The sequence below is a fragment of the uncultured Acidovorax sp. genome, assembly GCF_964021665.1.
Classification (GTDB): Bacteria; Pseudomonadota; Gammaproteobacteria; order Burkholderiales; family Burkholderiaceae_C; genus Acidovorax; species Acidovorax temperans.
Genome location: NZ_CAXIAK010000075.1, coordinates 1 through 17,508, shown reverse-complemented (window position 1 = coordinate 17,508; position 17,508 = coordinate 1). Strand labels below are relative to the sequence as shown.

Here is a 17,508-nt window from a genome sequence, read left to right as displayed (position 1 = left end):
TGGCACTCCTTGCTCACACCTCACGAGCGGCGCCAACCTTGTGCTCACTACCGGCTGGCCGTTGATGGCCCCACCTGGGCTGGTGGCACGATGCACTTCCACTGGCATTTTTCAGGGTACAGAGGCAGTGAAATGGCGTCGCACCGGTATGGCGCTGCGCAGGCTGTATCGGCTCGCATTCTCTAAGAATCTGTTCTAAGCCGCACACTGCCCCATCAAGCCCCGCGCCCATCGCAGCAATTTGTCGCGCCACGCATTCATGAGCCAACCGGACCTCTCCTTTTTGATGAACGCTGAGCCAGGCAGTGGCGATTCACCCGTGCCGGTGGAGCGCCGCCGGGCCGACCGCCCCAAGGGCGCGGTGGCAGCGCTGATTGCCGAGCTGCGCGCCTACCAGGCCGAGCTGGAAAGCCAGAACAAGGTGCTGCGCTACAGCCAGACGGTGGCGGAGAGCGCGTCTGAGCGGTTTGAAACCCTGTTTGCCAGCGTGCCGCTGGCGCTGATGGTGGTGGACGAATACGACATGGTGGTGCAGGCCAATTCGATGGCGCACCGCTCGTTTCAGCCCACCGAGCGCGACCGCCCCCTGACCGCGCTGATGCCGTTCGTGTCAGACACCGACGCCCCCCGCGTGCAGGAGGCCTTTGCACAGGCGCGTACCCAGGGGCACAGCGAGGTGACCGAAGTGGTGTTCACCATCGCGCCACACATCCGCATCACCGGCGACTTGCACATCGCCCGCATTGAAGACCACCAGGGCGACGGCCCGATGCAGCTGCAGTTTTTGTGCGCGGTCATCGACCAGGGCCCCCTGCTGGCCGAGCGCCACGCGCTACAGCAAAGCGCGCAAGCGCTGCAACAGCGCAACGAGCAGCTACACGCCAGCGAAAAGCGGCTGGAAGCCGTCATCAACTCCGCGCTCGACGCCATCATCTGCGTGGACCAGAACGGCCTCATCACCGTGTTCAACCCGACTGCGGCGGCGCTGTTCCAGTGCAGCGCGCAAGACGCACTGGGCAGCCCGCTGGAGCGTTTTTTGCCTGCGGCGGGGCAGGCGCTGGCGTTTGCGCAGCTCACCACCCAGGCCATGCTGGGCGAAATGACGGCCTGTACCGCCAGCGCCAAAGAGCTGGCGGTGGAGGTGAGCGTGTCTTTCGAGCGCCATGCCGAAGGCGAAACCACCACCGTGTTCGCCCGCGACCTCACCGGCCGCAAGAAGGCCGAGGCGCACCGCAGCGAGCTGGAAGCGCAGTTGCGCGAATCGCACAAGATGCAGGCCGTGGGCACCATGGCGGGCGGCATTGCGCACGACTTCAACAACATCCTGGGCGCCATCCTCGGCAACGTGGAACTGGCCAAGGCCGACTGCGCCCCCGGCTCACCCGTGCTGGAGAGCCTGCTTGAAATCGACAAGGCAGGCCGCCGCGCACGCGACCTGGTGCGGCAGATCCTTACCTTCAGCCGCAACGAGCCACCGCAGCGCACCGCCGTGTCGCTGGCCGAAGTGGTGCACGACACCGAGCGCCTGCTGCGCGTGACCCTGCCCCCCGCCATTGAGCTGCACATGCAGCTGCAGCCGGGCCTGCCGCCGGTGCTGGCCGATGCCACCCAGGTGGAGCAGGCGGTGCTGAACCTGTGCACCAACGCCGTCCATGCCATTCAAGGCCAGGGCAGTGAACGCGGCAGCATTCTGGTGGAAGCCGCACTGGTGCACCCCGACCAGCGCCTGAGCGAGCGCCTGGGCCTGGCCCCCGGCGACTATGTGGCCCTGACGGTGCACGACAGCGGCCCAGGCATGGACGCGGCAACCTTGGAACGCATCTTCGAGCCCTTTTTCACCACCAAGCCTGTGGGCCAGGGCACGGGCCTGGGCCTGGCCGTGGTGCATGGGGTGATGCGTACCCACGAAGGCGGCATTGATGTGCAAAGTGTGCCGGGGCAAGGCAGCCGGTTCACGCTGTACTTTCCGGTCGCTACCGCTCAAGTCACCGCCAGCAGCACGGCGGTGGCCGCCCTGCCCGCCGCGCCTGCCCAGGCACCCGCAGCCGCGCCCACCGCCACCCGCCAAAAGCCGCACGTCATGTACGTGGACGACGACCAGGCGCTGGTCTTCCTGGTGCAGCGCCTGCTGCGCCGCAGGGGTTATGACGTGAGCGGTTTCACCGACCCCCATGAGGCCACGGCCGCGCTGCGCGAAGCACCGCACCACTACGACCTGCTGGTGACCGACTACAACATGCCCGGTTTTTGTGGCGTGGATTTGGTGCGCGAGGCGCGCCTGATCCGCCCCGATCTGCCGGTGGCCCTGGCCTCTGGCTACGTCACGGCTGAAATTGAACAGGCCGCCATCGCAGAAGGCGCACGCGCGCTGATTCACAAGCCCAACGATGTGGAAGAGCTGTGCGCCACCGTGCAGCGACTGATAGCCGGGGATGACGTTGCTGGCTGATGTGCAGGCGGTGCATGAAGACGCCGACCTGCTGGTGCTGCAAAAGCCCGCAGGCTTGCTGTGCGTGCCCGGGCGCGGCCCCGGCAAGCAAGACTGCCTGAGCGCACGCGCCCAGCAACACTGGCCGGGCGCACTCATCGTGCACCGGCTGGACCAAGCCACCTCAGGCCTGGTGCTGATGGCAAGGCACATCGACGCCCAGCGCCGCCTGAGCCATGCCTTTGCCGAGCGGCAGGTGCACAAGCGCTACCAGGCGGTGGTGTGGGGCCTGCTGGCGGCGCAGGAAGGCGCATGGAACGAGATCAATCTACCCATCGCTGCCGACTGGGAAAGGCGCCCTCTGCGCGTCATCGACCCCGCACACGGCAAGCCCAGCCTGACCCGCTGGCGCCTGCTGGGCCACCACCCTGCCAACGGCACCTCACGCATCGAACTGGAACCCGTCACCGGCCGCACGCACCAGCTGCGCGTGCACATGGCAGCTGTGGGCCACCCCATCCTGGGGGATGCGCTGTATGCACCCGCAGAGGTGCAGGCCCTTGCCCCCCGGCTGCTGCTGCACGCCAGCCACCTGGCCTTTGCGCACCCCAGCAACGGGGAGCCGCTGGCGCTGGAGTGGGCCGCTGATTTTTAAGAAAATCGGCCGCTAGCGCACAACCAGCAAGCGCTACCAGCTATACTTTTAATAGCATTCAAAGCCGTGCATTCAGCGCACCGCTGGCAGCGCTGCACGCGACATGGCCCACTGCACCGCCAGAATGCTGGCCAGCACCACCAGCATGCCCACCAGCGAAACGCCCGTCATGGCCTGCCCCAGCAGCACCCAACCCAGCAACACGGCCGTGACGGGGCTGAGCAACCCCAGCGATGACACCGCCACCGACGGCAACCGTGCAATGCCGCGACACCATAACAACCAGCCCTGGCGGGCGCTATTACACAACCCGGCCGTTTCCAGCAGCTCACTGGTGCAACTCACGCTCCCAAGGCTGGCGCTGATCGACCGTGCGGTGGAAGCCCATGTGGCCAACGAGCACCGCATTCTTTCCGCCCTGAAGGCGGCCGACCTGGCGGCGCTGGACCACAAGCTGGCGCTGCTGCTGGCGGCGCTGGAGTCCCCAGAGGAGCAGTGATCCTGCGCCCAGCGCAGTAACATGGTGGGATGCCTCAAAACCACCTCACCATCCTCACCGGCGCCTCGCGCGGCATGGGCCTGGCCATGGCCCAGCAGCTGCTCAAAAGTGGCAACACCCTGATCTGCATTGCCCGCAGTGCCAACCCCGACCTGGCGCTGGAAGCCAAGGCCGCTGGCGTCACGCTGGAGCAATGGCAGCAAGACCTGTCGCAAGGCGAGCAGGCGGCGCACCAGCTGCAGGCGTGGCTGAATGCCCGGGGCCCGCAAGCGTTTGCCAGCGCCACGCTGATCAACAACGCTGGCGTGATCCCGCGCATTGCGCCGCTGTCTGCCAGCGACGCGGCCGACCTGGCCAACGCGCTGCGCGTGGGGCTGGAGGCGCCGATGCTGCTGACCGCCGCATTTTTGGCGGCCACCGAAAGCTGGACTGTGCCCCGCAAGGTGCTCAACATTTCCTCGGGCCTGGGCCGCCGGGCCATGGCCTCGCAGGCCGCCTACGGCGCTGCCAAGGCGGGCATGGACCATTTCACGCGCTGCGTGGCGCTGGACGAAGCCATCAAGCCCCATGGGGCCAAGGTATGCTCACTGGCTCCCGGTGTGATCGACACCGACATGCAGGTCCAGCTGCGCGGCGCCGACCCGGCCGCCTTCCCGGACCGCCAGAATTTCGCCAACCTCAAGACGGGTGGCCAGCTCACCTCGCCTGCCGACGCCGCTACCCGCGTGCTCGCCTGGCTGGAGCGCGCAGACTTCGGCACCAACCCCGTGGCTGATGTGCGCGATGCCTGAGCATGATTTGCTCATCTTTTCATAGCTGCTAGCGCTTATCCATCAAGCGCTGGCGGCCTATTTGGTTCCAAGTTGATCTGAAAGGACTTTCCCATGACCCGTGAAGTCGTCGTCGTCAGCGCAGTGCGCACGGCCATTGGCACCTTTGGCGGCAGCCTCAAGGATGTGCCTCCCACCGAACTGGGCGCGCTGGTCGTCAAGGAATCGCTGGCGCGCGCCAGCGTGGAAGGCAAGGATGTAGGCCACGTGGTGTTCGGCCATGTGGTGAACACCGAACCCAAGGACATGTACCTCTCGCGCGTGGCGGCCATCAACGGCGGCTGCGCCGAAGGCACGCCTGCGTTCAACGTGAACCGCCTGTGCGGCTCGGGCCTGCAGGCCATCGTGTCGGCCGCGCAAGCCATTCAGCTCGGTGACGCCGATGTGACCATTGGCGCAGGTGCGGAGGTGATGAGCCGCGCGCCCTTCGCCAGCCTGAACATGCGCTGGGGCGCCCGCATGGGTGACACCAAGATGGTGGACATGATGATCGGCGCGCTGCACGACCCCTTCCACACCATCCACATGGGCGTAACGGCCGAGAACATTGCCGCCAAGTGGGGCATCACCCGCGAAGACCAGGACCGCCTGGCGGTGGAAAGCCACAACCGTGCTGAACGCGCAACGCAGGCCGGCTACTTCAAGGACCAGATCGTCCCCGTCACCCTGAAGAGCAAAAAGGGCGATGTGCAATACGCCACCGATGAGCACTTCCGCCCCGGCGCCACCATGGACGACATGGCCAAGCTCAAGCCCGTGTTCGTGAAGGAAAACGGCACGGTGACGGCAGGCAACGCCTCGGGCATCAACGACGCCGCCGCTGCGGTGGTGCTGATGGACGCAGCCGCGGCCAAAGCACGCGGCGCGAAGCCCCTGGCACGCCTGGTGGCCTACGCCCACGCGGGCGTGGACCCCAAGTACATGGGCATTGGCCCCGTGCCTGCTACCCAGCTGGCATTGAAAAAGGCGGGTCTCACCGTCAACGATCTGGATGTGATCGAAGCCAACGAAGCCTTCGCAGCCCAGGCCTGCGCTGTGACCAAGGACCTGGGCCTGGACCCCGCCAAGGTCAACCCCAACGGCTCGGGCATCTCGCTGGGCCACCCCATCGGTGCCACGGGCGCGCTCATCACTGTCAAAGCCATCCATGAACTGCAACGCATCCAGGGCCGCTATGCGCTGGTGACCATGTGCATTGGCGGCGGCCAAGGCATTGCGGCGATTTTTGAACGCCTGTGATCGCCCCGGCGGCAGCATCGCCCGTGGCGATGCCGCCATCCTGGATCGGCAAGGCCCCACGGGCCGGTGATCAGTGATCATCGACCCCCGTGCCGGCACCGTACCCGCACGCCAGGCAGCACCTTGCGCAGCTGCCTTTCCCCACAATTTCCGAGACATCACCGACCATGATTCGCAAACTGCTTTCCTTCTCCACCCTGGCACTGGCCCTGGGCACCACTGCATACGCCCAGGCCCCCGCTCCAGCGGCCGCCTACCCCACCAAGCCCATCCGCCTGATCGTGCCCTTCCCTCCCGGCGGCGGCACCGACATCCTCTCGCGCCTGGTGGCCACCAAGCTCACCGAAGGCGCCAAGTGGACCGTGGTGGCTGACAACAAGGCGGGCGCTGGCGGCACCATCGGCATCGGTGAAGCAGTCAAGGCAGCCCCCACCGGCTACGACCTGGTGATGGGCCAGAAGGACAACCTCGTCATCGGCCCCTGGCTGTACAAGAACCTGAGCTGGGATCCCACCAAAGACCTGACGCCCGTGGCGCACGTGGCCTACACCCCCGTGGTGATCGCCACCAGCGTCAACAGCAAATACAAGACGCTGGCCGACGTGGTGAATGGCGCCAAGGCAGCGCCGGGCACCATCACCTACGGCTCTCCAGGCAATGGCACCTCCATCCACCTGGCGGGCCACCTGTTTGAACAGGCCGCCGGAGTCAAGCTCAGCCACATCCCCTACAAGGGCTCCAACCCCGCGCTGATGGACGCGCTGGCAGGCAATGTGGACTTGCTCGTGTCTTCGCTGCCATCGGCCATGGGTCAGATCAAGGCAGGCAAGCTGCGTCCGCTGGCCGTTACCTCTGCCAAGCGCAGCTCGTCGCTGCCCGATGTGCCCACCGTGGCCGAATCTGGCTTCAAAGACTTTGATGTGAGCACCTGGTACGGTGTGTTTGCCCCCGCTGGCACGCCTGCTGCGGTAGTCACCACCGTCAACGCAGAAATCAACAAGCTGCTGGCCACCGCCGACATGAAGGCGGCCATCCAGGCCCAAGGCGCGGAGCCTGAAGCCATGTCGCCCGCGCAGCTGGGCACCTTGCTCAAGAAGGAATACACGCAGTGGAAGGGCATCGTCGAGGCCTCTGGCGCGAAGATTGAGTAACCCCCTGAGGCGCTTTGCGCCTTCCCCCTGAAGGGAGACGCACCCGGTGGCCTGGCAAAGCCAGTTCCACGGGTGCATTGGTTGGGAACGCGCTTGCTCTACGGCAGGCGCAGTGTCCGAGATATCCAATGAAAAATGGCTCCAGATTGGAGCCATTTTGTTTTCCAAAACATGCTGCACACGTGGTGGTGCATGCTCTGCATGAAGTGATTTGACGGGTCAGTCGCGCACCACCAGCACAGGCACGTGAACCAGGCCCAGCACGCGTTGCGTGACGCTGCCCAGCACGAGCTTTTCGAGGCCACGGCGGCCGTGCGAGCCCATCACGATCAGGTCAGCGCCAGTGCTTTCCAGCGCGCGCACGATGCCGTCGTGCACTGCGTGGCCTTCGCCCACCACGGTGGTCACGGAAACGCCCGCTTCGGTCATGGCCTTGCGCGCTGCGTCCAGGGCTGTGTTGGCTTCCGCCGTGGCGGCGCTCAGGTACTGCGATTGGCCATAGGCAAAATCAGCGCCCACGCCGGTGAAGGGATAAGGGTCCACCACGTACAGTGCCGTCACGACGCTGCCGAAAGTCTTGGCCAGGGCAGTCGCCTTGGATACGGCGAGCATGGAGGTTTCGGAACCGTCGATGGGAACCAGGATGTGCTTGAACATGGTGTTGCTCCTTAGGTAGTGGAAATCAGGCGGTGGCCCGAATACAAGCCAGAGTGTGACCCCGCACCGCCTTCAGCGACTTGATTCGCATCAAATCTGGGCGGTTCATTGCGTGGCGTTCTGATCAGGCTCGGGTGTTTATAAACCAGAGGCTCACGCCCCCAGCACATCGGCGCCCTGAAAATTGCCACGCCGACAGGTGACGACCAGTGTGTCACGGTAGCCACCTTCGGCCAGGGGTTGGATTGGCGTGGTTTCGTGGATCATGCGCGCGTCATCCAGCAGCAGCAAGGACCAGGGCTCGGCCAGGGTAAAGCGCACGCCGCTGGGGCCGTCTGCTTCGAAAACACGGGTTTCACCGCCTTTGACGGCGTGGCGCCCCACCAGGAACACGGCTACCAGATCCACACCATCGCGGTGCGCGCCTTCCGGCGTCGGGCGGCCAATGCCATCCCTGGTGTCGATGCGGAACTGGTGCGCTTCCAGGTACCAAGGCTCAGCACCTGAGGCATGGGCAAAGACTTCGCCAGACACACCCGCCAAAGCGCGCAACAGCTGCTTCCATACAGGGTTTGCCACCGTCGCATCCTGCATGGGGGCAAACAAGCGCTGCATACCCCCATGCAAAGCGTTGTACTCCACCGGCTGCCAGTGGGGTCGATGCGGCACCTGTTGCACCTCCTCGCCCGTCACCACAAAGCACGAGTGGCGCCTGCGCCGGTAGCGCCCACCGTCTTTCAGAAATTCATCGGGCGGCAAGCCACTCCAGTCGGCATTCAGCGCCATCAAGGCTTGCAAGTCGCATCCAGCCCAGGCGGCCACATCGGCGGGGGCCAGCACCGCGTAACCGGCACTGCGCAGTTGCTCAGACACCTGGGAAGGACGAACAAAAGGCGGTGAAAAAGTGATTTGGCTCATAGAGCTGCCGAGCTTAACCGCAGCGCGGGCCTGCCAGGGCGAGCTGCAGCGCAAGCCACACCCGGCACAAGGCAGATCAACAAAAAAGCCGCTTGCCCGTGCGGGGAAGCGGCTTTGTTGAGGAACACGGCTCAGCGCCGTGCCAGGGGCAAACGCCGTGGTTACACGCGCTCTGCCACCCAGGCTTGCACCGATGCCAGAGCCGCAGGAACCTTGCTGGCATCTGTACCGCCTGCCATGGCCATGTCGGGCTTGCCGCCGCCCTTGCCGCCCACTTGCTGGGCCACAAAGTTCACCAGCTCACCGGCCTTGACCTTGCCAACGCTGTCGGCCGTGACGCCTGCAGCCAGTTGCACCTTGTCGCCGTCCACCGCGGCCAGCACGATGGCGGCGGTCTTGAGCTTGTCCTTGAGCTTGTCCATGGTGTCGCGCAGGGTCTTGGCGTCCGCGCCAGGCAGTGCCGCGGCCAGCACCTTCAGGCCCTTCACGTCCACAGCCTGGGTCAGCAACTCGTCGCCCTGGGCAGAAGCCAGCTTGCCCTTGAGGGCTGCCACTTCTTTTTCGAGCGTGCGGGCGTTTTCCAGCGCTTGCGCGATGCGGGCATTCAGCTCGGCCACGGGGGACTTGAGCGCGCCAGCAGCCTGGTTCACGGTGTCTTCCAGGCTTTGCAGGTAGGCCAGCGCATTGGCACCCGTCACGGCCTCAATACGGCGCACACCAGCGGCCACGCCGCCTTCGGCCACCACCTTGAACAGGCCGATATCGCCCGTGCGCTGCACGTGGGTGCCGCCGCACAGCTCGCGGCTGGTGCCAATGTCGAGCACGCGCACGGTCTCGCCGTACTTTTCGCCAAACAGCATCATGGCGCCGGTCTTCTGGGCGGATTCAATGTCCATCACACGCGCATCGGTGGCGGTGTTGGCCAGAATTTCTTCGTTCACGCGGCGTTCAATCTCGCGGATCTCGGCGTCGGTGAGGGGAGCGTTGTGGGCAAAGTCAAAGCGGGTGCGGTCGGCATTCACCAGGCTGCCCTTTTGCTGCACATGGCTGCCCAGCACTTCGCGCAGGGCCTTGTGCATGATGTGCGTGACCGAGTGGTTGCGCATGGTGGCAGCACGCACGGCCGTGTTGACCTGGGCCTGCACGGTGTCGCCCACGTTCAGGGTGCCTTCTTCCAGCGTGCCGTGGTGGCCGAACACATCGGCCTTGATCTTGAGGGTGTCGCGCACCGCAAAACGTGCCGAGCCGCTGGTGATCACGCCTTCGTCGCCCACCTGGCCGCCGCTTTCTGCGTAGAACGGAGTCGTGTCCAGCACCACCACGCCGTTTTGACCGGCCTTCAGGGCTGCAGCGCTTGTCCCGTCTACGTAGATTGCTACGATTTTTGCAGTTTCTGCAAGATGCTCATAACCGGTGAACTGGTTGGCAGCGCCGGTGTATTCCAGCGCCTTGTCCATCTTGAACTTGCCGGCAGCGCGGGCCTGGGCCTTCTGCTTTTCCATGGCGGTCTTGAAGCCAGCCTCGTCCACTTCCACGTCGCGCTCGCGGCACACGTCGTTGGTCAAATCGAGCGGGAAGCCATAGGTGTCGTGCAGCTTGAAGGCCACTTCGCCGGGCAGCACCTTGGCACCGCCGTCCAGGGCCGCGTCCAGAATTTCCATGCCGTTGGCCAGCGTTTCAAAGAAGCGCTCTTCCTCAGTCTTGAGCACGTCGGTGATGCGCTGCTCTTGCTCGCGGATAGCGGGATAGGCGTCGCCCATCAGGCGCACCAGGTCGGCCACCAGCTTGTGGAAGAACGGTGTCTTCTTGCCCAGCTTGTAGCCGTGGCGGATAGCGCGACGCACGATGCGGCGCTGCACGTAGCCGCGGCCTTCGTTGCTGGGGATCACGCCGTCGCTCACCAGGAAGGCGGTAGCGCGGATGTGGTCAGCAATCACGCGCAGGCTCTTGTTGTCCAGGTCGGTCACGCCGGTCTCGCGGCCTGCGGCCTTGATGAGCTGGTCGAAGATGTCGATTTCGTAGTTGCTGTGCACATGCTGCAAGATGGCAGCCAGGCGCTCCAGGCCCATGCCGGTGTCCACGCAGGGCGCAGGCAGCGGCACCACAGAGCCGTCTTCCTTCATGTCGAACTGCATGAACACGTTGTTCCAGATCTCGATGAAGCGGTCGCCGTCTTCTTCAGGGCTGCCCGGAGGGCCGCCAGGAATTTCGGGGCCATGGTCGTAAAAGATCTCGGAGCAAGGGCCGCAGGGGCCGGTGTCCGCCATCATCCAGAAGTTGTCGGACTTGTAGCGGCCGCCCTTGTTGTCGCCAATGCGGATCACGCGCTCGGGCGGCAGGCCGATTTCCTTGGTCCAGATGTCGTAGGCCTCATCGTCTTCCTGGTATACCGTGGCCAGCAGGCGCTCGGGCGGCAGCTTGTAGACCTCGGTCAAAAGCTCCCAGGCCCACTTCAGCGACTCGCGCTTGAAATAGTCGCCAAACGACCAGTTGCCCAGCATTTCGAAGAAGGTGTGGTGGCGCGCGGTGTAGCCCACGTTTTCCAGGTCGTTGTGCTTGCCGCCGGCACGCAGGCAGGCTTGCACCGACACAGCGCGGTTGTAGGAGCGCTTGTCGGTTCCCAGGAACACGTCCTTGAACTGCACCATGCCCGAATTAGTGAACATCAACGTGGGGTCGTTGCCCGGCACCAGCGACGACGACGCCACGATGGTGTGGCCCTTGGAGGCAAAGAAATCCAGGAAGGTCTTGCGGATATCGGCAACGGTGAATGTGGGGGTCATGGGCTCTTCTTCACGAACAAGAATGCTGCGGCAGGATTGCACTGCAAAAAGCAGGCGAACTGGGCATTTTAGGGGGTTTCAAGCGGATTCTGGCGGTGGCCCACCGCAGTGCCTCACGCCGCCCTGCCTGTAGAAGTTTTCCATGTCCAGCATCCAGCTATGTGGGGGCGGGCCGACCATCAACGCACGGGTACCGTGGTTACACCGGGCGCATTGCTGATGCTTGCAGCCTGGCCAGGCGCATACCGGGCATGGCAAGCCCTGAGCCACAGCATATTCAGAAGAACTTGTCATGCAGCACAAAGGCGTTCGCGGTGCTACGCTCCTGCTTTTAAGCCGCAAAACATCAAACAACGATACGAGGCAAACATGGACATCCAAAGCACTCCCCTCGCCCAGTTGAAAGACCCCAGCTTGCTCAAGACCGCTGCCCTGATCAACGGCCAGTGGCTGGGCGGCAGCAGCCGTTTTGACGTGAACGACCCGGCCACCGGTCTGAAGCTGGCCGACGTGGCCAACCTCGGCCCGGCAGACGCCGAAGCCGCCATCGCCGCCGCCAACGCCGCCTGGGCCCCCTGGAAGACCAAGACGGCCAAAGAACGCAGTGTCATCCTGCGCAAATGGTTTGACCTGCTCATGGCCCACCAGGACGACCTGGCGCGCATCATGACCGCCGAGCAAGGCAAGCCCTTCCCCGAAGCCAAGGGCGAAGTGGCCTACGGCGCCAGCTTTGTCGAGTGGTTTGCCGAAGAAGCCAAGCGGGTCAACGGCGAGACGCTGCCCCAGTTCGACAACAACCGCCGCCTGCTGGTGCTCAAGCAGCCGATTGGCGTGTGCGCCGCCATCACGCCATGGAACTTCCCGCTGGCCATGATCACCCGCAAGGTCGCGCCCGCGCTGGCCGCCGGCTGCCCCGTGGTCATCAAGCCTGCTGAACTCACGCCCCTCACCGCCCTGGCCGCAGGCGAGTTGGCCATGCGCGCGGGCATTCCTGCAGGTGTGCTCAACATCCTCACGGCCGACAGCGCCAACTCCATCGCCATTGGCAAGGTGCTGTGCGCAAGCGACGTGGTGCGCCACATCAGCTTCACCGGCAGCACCGAGGTGGGCCGCATCCTGATGGCGCAGTCGGCCCCCACGGTCAAGAAGATGTCGCTGGAACTGGGCGGCAACGCGCCGTTCATCGTGTTCGACGATGCCGATGTGGACAGCGCCGTGGAAGGCGCCTTTGCCAGCAAGTACCGCAACGCGGGCCAGACCTGCGTGTGCACCAACCGCTTTTATGTACAGGAAGGCGTGTACGACGAGTTCGTGGCCAAGTTTGCCGCCAAGGTGAAGACTGCGAAGGTGGGCAACGGCTTTGAAGACGGCGTGAACCAGGGACCGCTGATCGAGGAAGCCGCGCTGGAAAAGGTGCAGCGCCACCTGGACGACGCCCTGGCCAAGGGCGGTCAAGTGGTGGCCGGCGGCCAGCGCCTGAAGACCCTGGGCTCAGGCCAGTTCTTCGAGCCCACCGTGGTGGCCAACGCCACGCCCGACATGCTGTGCGCCCGCGAAGAAACCTTTGGCCCCTTCGCCCCTGTCTTCAAATTCAAGACCGAGCAGGAAGCGATTGATGCTGCCAATAACACCGAGTTTGGCCTGGCCAGCTACTTCTACAGCCGCGACGTGGGCCGCATCTTCCGCGTGGGCGAAGCACTGGAATACGGCATGGTGGGCATCAATGTGGGCATTCTGGCCACCGAACATGTTCCCTTCGGCGGCGTCAAGCAGTCCGGCCTGGGCCGCGAAGGCTCACACTACGGCATGGATGACTACGTGGAAATCAAGTACCTGTGCCTTGGCGACATTCAGAAGTGACCACCCCGCGCAGGGCGCGCCAGCGCCCCTTAAAGCGCGCAGGACATGCCTATAATGCGCGGCTGTGCGGGTGTAGTTCAATGGTAGAACGGCAGCTTCCCAAGCTTCATACGAGGGTTCGATTCCCTTCACCCGCTCCACTGCATCGTTCCAGGGAATTCTGAGAAAGTCCAAGAAGCATCGTAAGTCGTTGATTCTGGTTGAGTTTTCGACATCTCGATGTTCCAGTGGGCTCCACGGAAATCCACCTGAAGCCACGACGTTTATGTCCATTTTTGTGTCCATTTTTGCGGGCACGACGGCTTCCGGATTGTTGCTAGGGCGCTGAGGTCGATGGGTTAAGCATCTGGTTCCTGACTCATGTTCAGGAGCTAGAGCATGGCACTCTCAGACTTGGTGGTCCGCCAAGCCAAAGCCACCGGCAAGGCCTACACACTTCCAGACATCGATGGTCTCTCCCTGGCCGTGACGGCCACGGGCAGCAAGAGCTGGCACTTCCGTTACTACTGGATGAAGGAGCCCAAGCGCATGTCGCTGGGCACCTATCCCGAGGTGTCCCTTCGTGAGGCACGCGCCCTGCGTGACGAGGCGCGCGCCTTGGTGGCTAAGGACATCAACCCGCGCCTTCACCGCGAGCAAAAGCGCGCCGCGGTCAAACTCGCCGGTGAAAACACCTTCGAGGCGATCTACAAGAAGTGGCTTGCCCACCGCGAACTCGGCCTCAAGAAGGGCCGGCAGACCACCCTCTCGATCCTCCCTCGCGTCTTCGCCAAGGATGTGCTGCCCTTGCTGGGCAAGCGCTCGATCTACGACATCAAACGCCCTGACCTGCTGGAAGTGATCGCCAGGATCGAGCGGCGCAAGGCGCTCTCCTTCGCCGAGAAAGTCAGGACGTGGTTCAACCAGATGTTCCGCTACGCGCTGGTGGTCGTGCCGGGCCTGGAGCAGAACCCGGCTTCCGACCTCGACGTGGTGGCGCTGCCGCTGCCCCCGGTGAACCACAACCCGTTCCTGCGCATGGCCGAGTTGCCGAAGCTGTTGCAGCGCCTGCGCAAGTATCGTGGCCGGCTGCAGACCCAGCTCGGTCTGCGGCTGCTGCTATTCACCGGCGTGCGCACGGGCGAGCTGCGCCTGGCGACGCCGGATCAGTTCGACCTCGATCGGGGCCTCTGGATCATCCCGCCCGAGGTCGTGAAGCAGCTCCAGGTGGACATGCGCAGAAAGCGCCAGTTGCCCAAGGACATTCCACCCTACATCGTGCCGCTGTCGGTGCAGGCCATCGCGCGGCGATGCCGCGACGCAGGTAGCAGGTCAGTCTCGCGGCGGGTGCGACGGCAATGCCGTAGCCCGCCGAGACGAGCGTCATCGCCATGTCGAAGGTGCTGACGGTCTGCTCATGGCCCTGCGGTGCATCCTCGACCAGGCCATGCGCCACCGCGCGCCACGGCTCGTCGGCCGTTGACTGCGCGCAGATCACCGGCTGCTTGAGCAGCTCTTGGCGAGCCACTTCACGGTAGGACAGCAGGTGCGAGCGCTTGGCGACGGCGACTGCCAGCGTGTCATGCCACAACGGCTCGCACACCCAGCCTGGCCACTCCCAGGCGGCTGTGGACAGGGCCAAGTCAAAGTTATCGTGCGGCAGTTCCTGCGCCAGCGCTGTGGCGCTGCATCCGATCAAGGCGGTGGCGGTCTCTGGCTCTTCGGCGCGCTGCAACGCCAGCAAGTCGGCAAGCGGTGAAGGCACCCACTCGCCGAGCACAGCCACCCGGATTTCAGTGGAGGCATCGCTCGCATCCAGCAAGGGCTCATGCGTTCTGCGTCACTGCTGTGACCTCGACAGCTTGAAGGTGCCTTGCTTGATGCCGGGTGGATAGGCCCGATTCGCCATCCATGCCCGTGACGCAAAAGGTCGGCCGCCGATGCAATGCGGGTCAAGGTCCAGACCGAACGGGAATCGTACCGTCCAAAATCCCCGCGTCACATCGGGCGTTGATCGGTGCCTTGCGGGCGTCCGACACGCTCCACGCGGTCGATGAACTGCCGCAGCGGCTCCATGATTTCGCCTTCGGGTCGCAGTAGATAGGTCGTCAGCGAAGCGGTCTCGTCGGCCAGCGGCCGCACGACGACATCGGCCTGATGGCAACCCGCCAGATGCGCCGCGCTCGAAAAGCCCACGCCGTAGCCGGCGGCCACGAGGGCCAGCATCAGGGAATGGGTCTTGACGTACTCGGCTACCGTCGGCTGCGCATCCACCGTGCGGAGCAGCCGTTCGCGCTGCCGGCTGCAACCTTCGCAGACCTGGGGATCGCACAGCACCAGAGGATAGCTCGGCACTTCCTCCAGCGGCACTTCCTTGAAAGCCAGCAGCGGATGCCTGGCGGGCAAAGCCACCACCAGCGGGTCTCGCCACACCGGCATGGCGACGATGCCGGCGTCCATTTCACCAGCCAATGCAAAACCTGCGTCATACAAGTCGTTGCGCAGTCCAGTCACCAACTGCGCCAGTGGCGTTTCAAATATCCGAATGCCGACCTGTGGTGCCTCCTCGCGGCAAAGCGCAAGCAACGCCGACAAGCGGGCCTGCCCCATGTCACCAGATAGTGCGATGCGCAGCGTGTTCCGCTGGTTCGCTGCGGCGCGTGCCTTGGTCTGCGCTTGCTCGAAGGCCAGCAGTACGCGCCGGGCTTCTTCGAGGAAGACCTGTCCCGCCGGTGTGAGACGAACACTGCGTGGCAAGCGGTTGAGCAGCGGCACCCCTAAATCCGCCTCCATCTGGCGGATCGTGCGCGACAGTGGAGACTGTTCGATGTGCAGCCGTCGAGCAGCCCGGCCGAAGTGCAGTACCTCTGCTACGGCGATGAAGCAGCGAAGATGGCGTAAGTTCATGCTTTCTCCCTGCCGATGTGATCAGTCCATATCATCGTAGGGAGCCGAATAGTGCGGAGGATTCACCTCTGTATCGAGATGAGAGCCATCCTGGGGGGTGATGCTCGGATGCTTTTCGCCCATGTCAGCGCCTACGGCGAAGCTCTCGTTCGAGATCGCCCAGCTGCGACGCCTGAAGTTCGGCAAGAAGAGCGAGCAGCTCGGTGCCGAACAACGCGCGCTGTTCGACGAGGCTCTGGACGCCGACCTTGCCGCGGCTGAGGCGCAGCTCCAGGAACTGCTGGGCAAGAAGAAGCCGCCGGCTACGCCTGGCGCGATGCCTAAGCGCACCACCTTGCCGGCGGACCTGCCGCGCGTGGACTGCCACCACGAGCCCGAGAACACCCGCTGCGCGTGCGGCTGTGCGCTCAAGCGCATCATCGAGAAGCTGGACTACACGCCGGGCGTGTTCACGGTCGAGTGCCACATCCGCGGCAAGTGGACCTGCGCATAGGTGCCGAACGCTGACCCAGGCGCCGGTCCCGGCGGAGATCATCGCCAAGGGCATCCCCACCTCCGGGCTGCTCGCTTAGGTGCTGGTCGCAAAGGACTCCGACCATCTGCCGCTTACATGGTCGTCCCTAGGCAAGCAGGAATAAGCTGCGTGAGTGAATCGGGAGGTTTGCGTAGCTGATGGCTGGCCAGCAGCGTCTGCGCCGGCGGCTTCACCGGCACGAAGCGCATGTGCGGGCGGGTTGCCGCCTCGCAGATCGCTGCGGCATCGGCCGCACCGTTCTTGCGTCCCTTGCCGGCCATGCGGTAGGGCGTGACAAAGTGGCCTGCAATCGGCCGCGCACCAGCCCATAGCCGCGCAGCTTGCGTGCCCAGTGATGCGCACCGCCGCAGGCCTCCAGGGCCACCAGGCAGCCGGGAGGCAGCTCCACGCACCAGGCCGCAAACTTGTCAGCGGCCAGCGCCTTGGCAACCACCACGCGCGCATCCACCGCATGCACCTAGTGTCCTGAGTTAAAAATTCATTGAATTATTTTCCCTGATGGCAATCATTCGTGTAGGGTGTTACACGACGAGGTGGCCATGAGCGGAAGACCAAAGACTCCATTGGTGTTGAGCGCAACGGAGCGAGAGCAGTTGATTGCGTTGGCCAAGCGCCGTAAGACCGCGCAGGCCTTGGCCCTGCGCGCGCGCATCGTGCTCGCGTGCGCTGAGGGCCTGGACAACAAAGTGGTGGCAGCGCGCCAGCGGGTCACGCAGCAGACGGTTTCCAAGTGGCGGGGCCGTTTTGTTGAACTGCGCTTGGAGGGTTTGCTGGATGCGCCGCGCCCTGGCGCTCCGCGCACGATTGAAGATGAGCGCGTCGATGCAGTGATCGCCAAGACGCTGGAGTCTGTGCCAGTTGGCGCGACTCACTGGAGTAGCCGCACCATGGCCCGCGCAATGGGCATGTCACAGACGGCTGTGAGTCGAATCTGGCGGGCTTTCGGTTTGCAGCCGCACCGCCAGGAGACGTTCAAACTCTCCAGTGATCCGTTTTTTGTCGAAAAGGTCCGAGACGTTGTCGGCCTGTATATGGACCCGCCACTGAAGGCGATGGTGTTGTGCGTG

12 protein-coding genes, 1 tRNA gene and 5 pseudogenes are annotated in these 17,508 nt (G+C 64.3%); 11 read left to right on the top strand and 7 right to left on the bottom strand.

All coding sequences use genetic code 11. The annotated features are described in order from the left end of the window. Window positions 1-259: 259 nt before the first annotated feature. Together AADJ04_RS14090 and AADJ04_RS14085 are read left to right on the top strand one after the other, a co-directional pair. Window positions 260-2,449, top strand: a complete 2,190-nt coding sequence (locus tag AADJ04_RS14090; protein WP_341239997.1) for an ATP-binding protein — start codon at window positions 260-262, stop codon at window positions 2,447-2,449. Further along, a complete protein-coding gene (locus AADJ04_RS14085; protein ID WP_341239996.1) occupies window positions 2,433-3,083 on the top strand; it encodes an RluA family pseudouridine synthase in 651 nt (216 codons plus the stop codon). Before AADJ04_RS14090 ends, AADJ04_RS14085 begins: the two co-directional genes overlap by 17 nt. A gap of 72 nt (window positions 3,084-3,155) precedes the next feature. Here the strand turns inward: AADJ04_RS14085 and AADJ04_RS14080 are convergent. Beyond that, window positions 3,156-3,362 (bottom strand): annotated as a pseudogene (locus tag AADJ04_RS14080) (EamA family transporter); the annotation flags it as partial. Between the two features lie 55 nt (window positions 3,363-3,417). Here AADJ04_RS14080 and AADJ04_RS14075 point away from each other — a divergent pair. The 4 genes from AADJ04_RS14075 to AADJ04_RS14060 all read left to right on the top strand — a co-directional run bounded on the left by AADJ04_RS14075 (window position 3,418) and on the right by AADJ04_RS14060 (window position 6,802). Continuing rightward, the gene (locus AADJ04_RS14075; RefSeq protein ID WP_261659808.1) at window positions 3,418-3,582 is read left to right on the top strand and encodes a hypothetical protein; all 165 of its coding nucleotides are present in this window, start codon (window positions 3,418-3,420) and stop codon (window positions 3,580-3,582) included. Between the two features lie 29 nt (window positions 3,583-3,611). Further along, entirely contained in the window at window positions 3,612-4,373 is a 762-nt protein-coding gene (locus AADJ04_RS14070; RefSeq protein WP_341239995.1) for an SDR family NAD(P)-dependent oxidoreductase, read from the top strand. 93 nt (window positions 4,374-4,466) lie between these two features. Then, window positions 4,467-5,651 (top strand): beta-ketothiolase BktB, encoded by a 1,185-nt coding sequence (bktB, locus tag AADJ04_RS14065; protein ID WP_341239994.1) that lies wholly within the window; start codon window positions 4,467-4,469, stop codon window positions 5,649-5,651. Window positions 5,652-5,818: 167 nt separating this feature from the next. Beyond that, window positions 5,819-6,802 (top strand): tripartite tricarboxylate transporter substrate binding protein, encoded by a 984-nt coding sequence (locus AADJ04_RS14060; protein WP_066696044.1) that lies wholly within the window; start codon window positions 5,819-5,821, stop codon window positions 6,800-6,802. Window positions 6,803-7,021: 219 nt separating this feature from the next. Here the strand turns inward: AADJ04_RS14060 and AADJ04_RS14055 are convergent, their stop codons facing one another. From AADJ04_RS14055 to alaS, 3 genes are all read right to left on the bottom strand, one after another. Continuing rightward, window positions 7,022-7,459: a universal stress protein gene (locus AADJ04_RS14055; protein ID WP_066696042.1), complete on the bottom strand. Its 438-nt coding sequence runs from the start codon at window positions 7,457-7,459 to the stop codon at window positions 7,022-7,024. A 153-nt stretch (window positions 7,460-7,612) separates the two neighbouring features. Beyond that, window positions 7,613-8,377 carry a 2OG-Fe dioxygenase family protein gene (locus AADJ04_RS14050; protein WP_341239993.1) on the bottom strand — a complete coding sequence of 255 codons (765 nt, stop codon included), beginning with the start codon at window positions 8,375-8,377 and terminating at the stop codon, window positions 7,613-7,615. A gap of 161 nt (window positions 8,378-8,538) precedes the next feature. Further along, a complete protein-coding gene (alaS, locus tag AADJ04_RS14045) occupies window positions 8,539-11,160 on the bottom strand; it encodes an alanine--tRNA ligase (RefSeq protein ID WP_341239992.1) in 2,622 nt (873 codons plus the stop codon). Between the two features lie 369 nt (window positions 11,161-11,529). Between alaS and AADJ04_RS14040 the strand changes: the two genes are divergently transcribed. The 3 genes and pseudogenes from AADJ04_RS14040 to AADJ04_RS14030 form a co-directional block, all read left to right on the top strand. Further along, the gene (locus AADJ04_RS14040) at window positions 11,530-13,020 is read left to right on the top strand and encodes an NAD-dependent succinate-semialdehyde dehydrogenase (RefSeq protein ID WP_341239991.1); all 1,491 of its coding nucleotides are present in this window, start codon (window positions 11,530-11,532) and stop codon (window positions 13,018-13,020) included. A gap of 66 nt (window positions 13,021-13,086) precedes the next feature. Further along, window positions 13,087-13,160 (top strand) — tRNA-Gly (locus AADJ04_RS14035). Window positions 13,161-13,398: 238 nt separating this feature from the next. After that, a pseudogene (locus AADJ04_RS14030) lies at window positions 13,399-14,298 on the top strand (integrase arm-type DNA-binding domain-containing protein); the annotation flags it as partial. A 1-nt stretch (window position 14,299) separates the two neighbouring features. Here the strand turns inward: AADJ04_RS14030 and AADJ04_RS14025 are convergent. Next, window positions 14,300-14,818, bottom strand: a pseudogene (locus tag AADJ04_RS14025) (substrate-binding domain-containing protein); the annotation flags it as partial. A 179-nt stretch (window positions 14,819-14,997) separates the two neighbouring features. Next, complete coding sequence (locus AADJ04_RS14020) at window positions 14,998-15,906, bottom strand: LysR family transcriptional regulator (protein ID WP_341239990.1); 909 nt, start codon at window positions 15,904-15,906, stop codon at window positions 14,998-15,000. Between the two features lie 139 nt (window positions 15,907-16,045). Between AADJ04_RS14020 and AADJ04_RS14015 the strand changes: the two are divergent. Continuing rightward, window positions 16,046-16,475: pseudogene (locus tag AADJ04_RS14015) on the top strand (IS66 family transposase); the annotation flags it as partial. A 133-nt stretch (window positions 16,476-16,608) separates the two neighbouring features. On the opposite strand, the pseudogene AADJ04_RS14010 reads toward AADJ04_RS14015, so the two are convergent. After that, a pseudogene (locus tag AADJ04_RS14010) lies at window positions 16,609-16,877 on the bottom strand (IS110 family transposase); the annotation flags it as partial. Between the two features lie 103 nt (window positions 16,878-16,980). Here AADJ04_RS14010 and AADJ04_RS14005 point away from each other — a divergent pair. Further along, window positions 16,981-17,508, top strand: a 528-nt coding sequence (locus AADJ04_RS14005; RefSeq protein WP_341239998.1) for an IS630 family transposase, incomplete at its 3' end; no start/stop codon positions are given.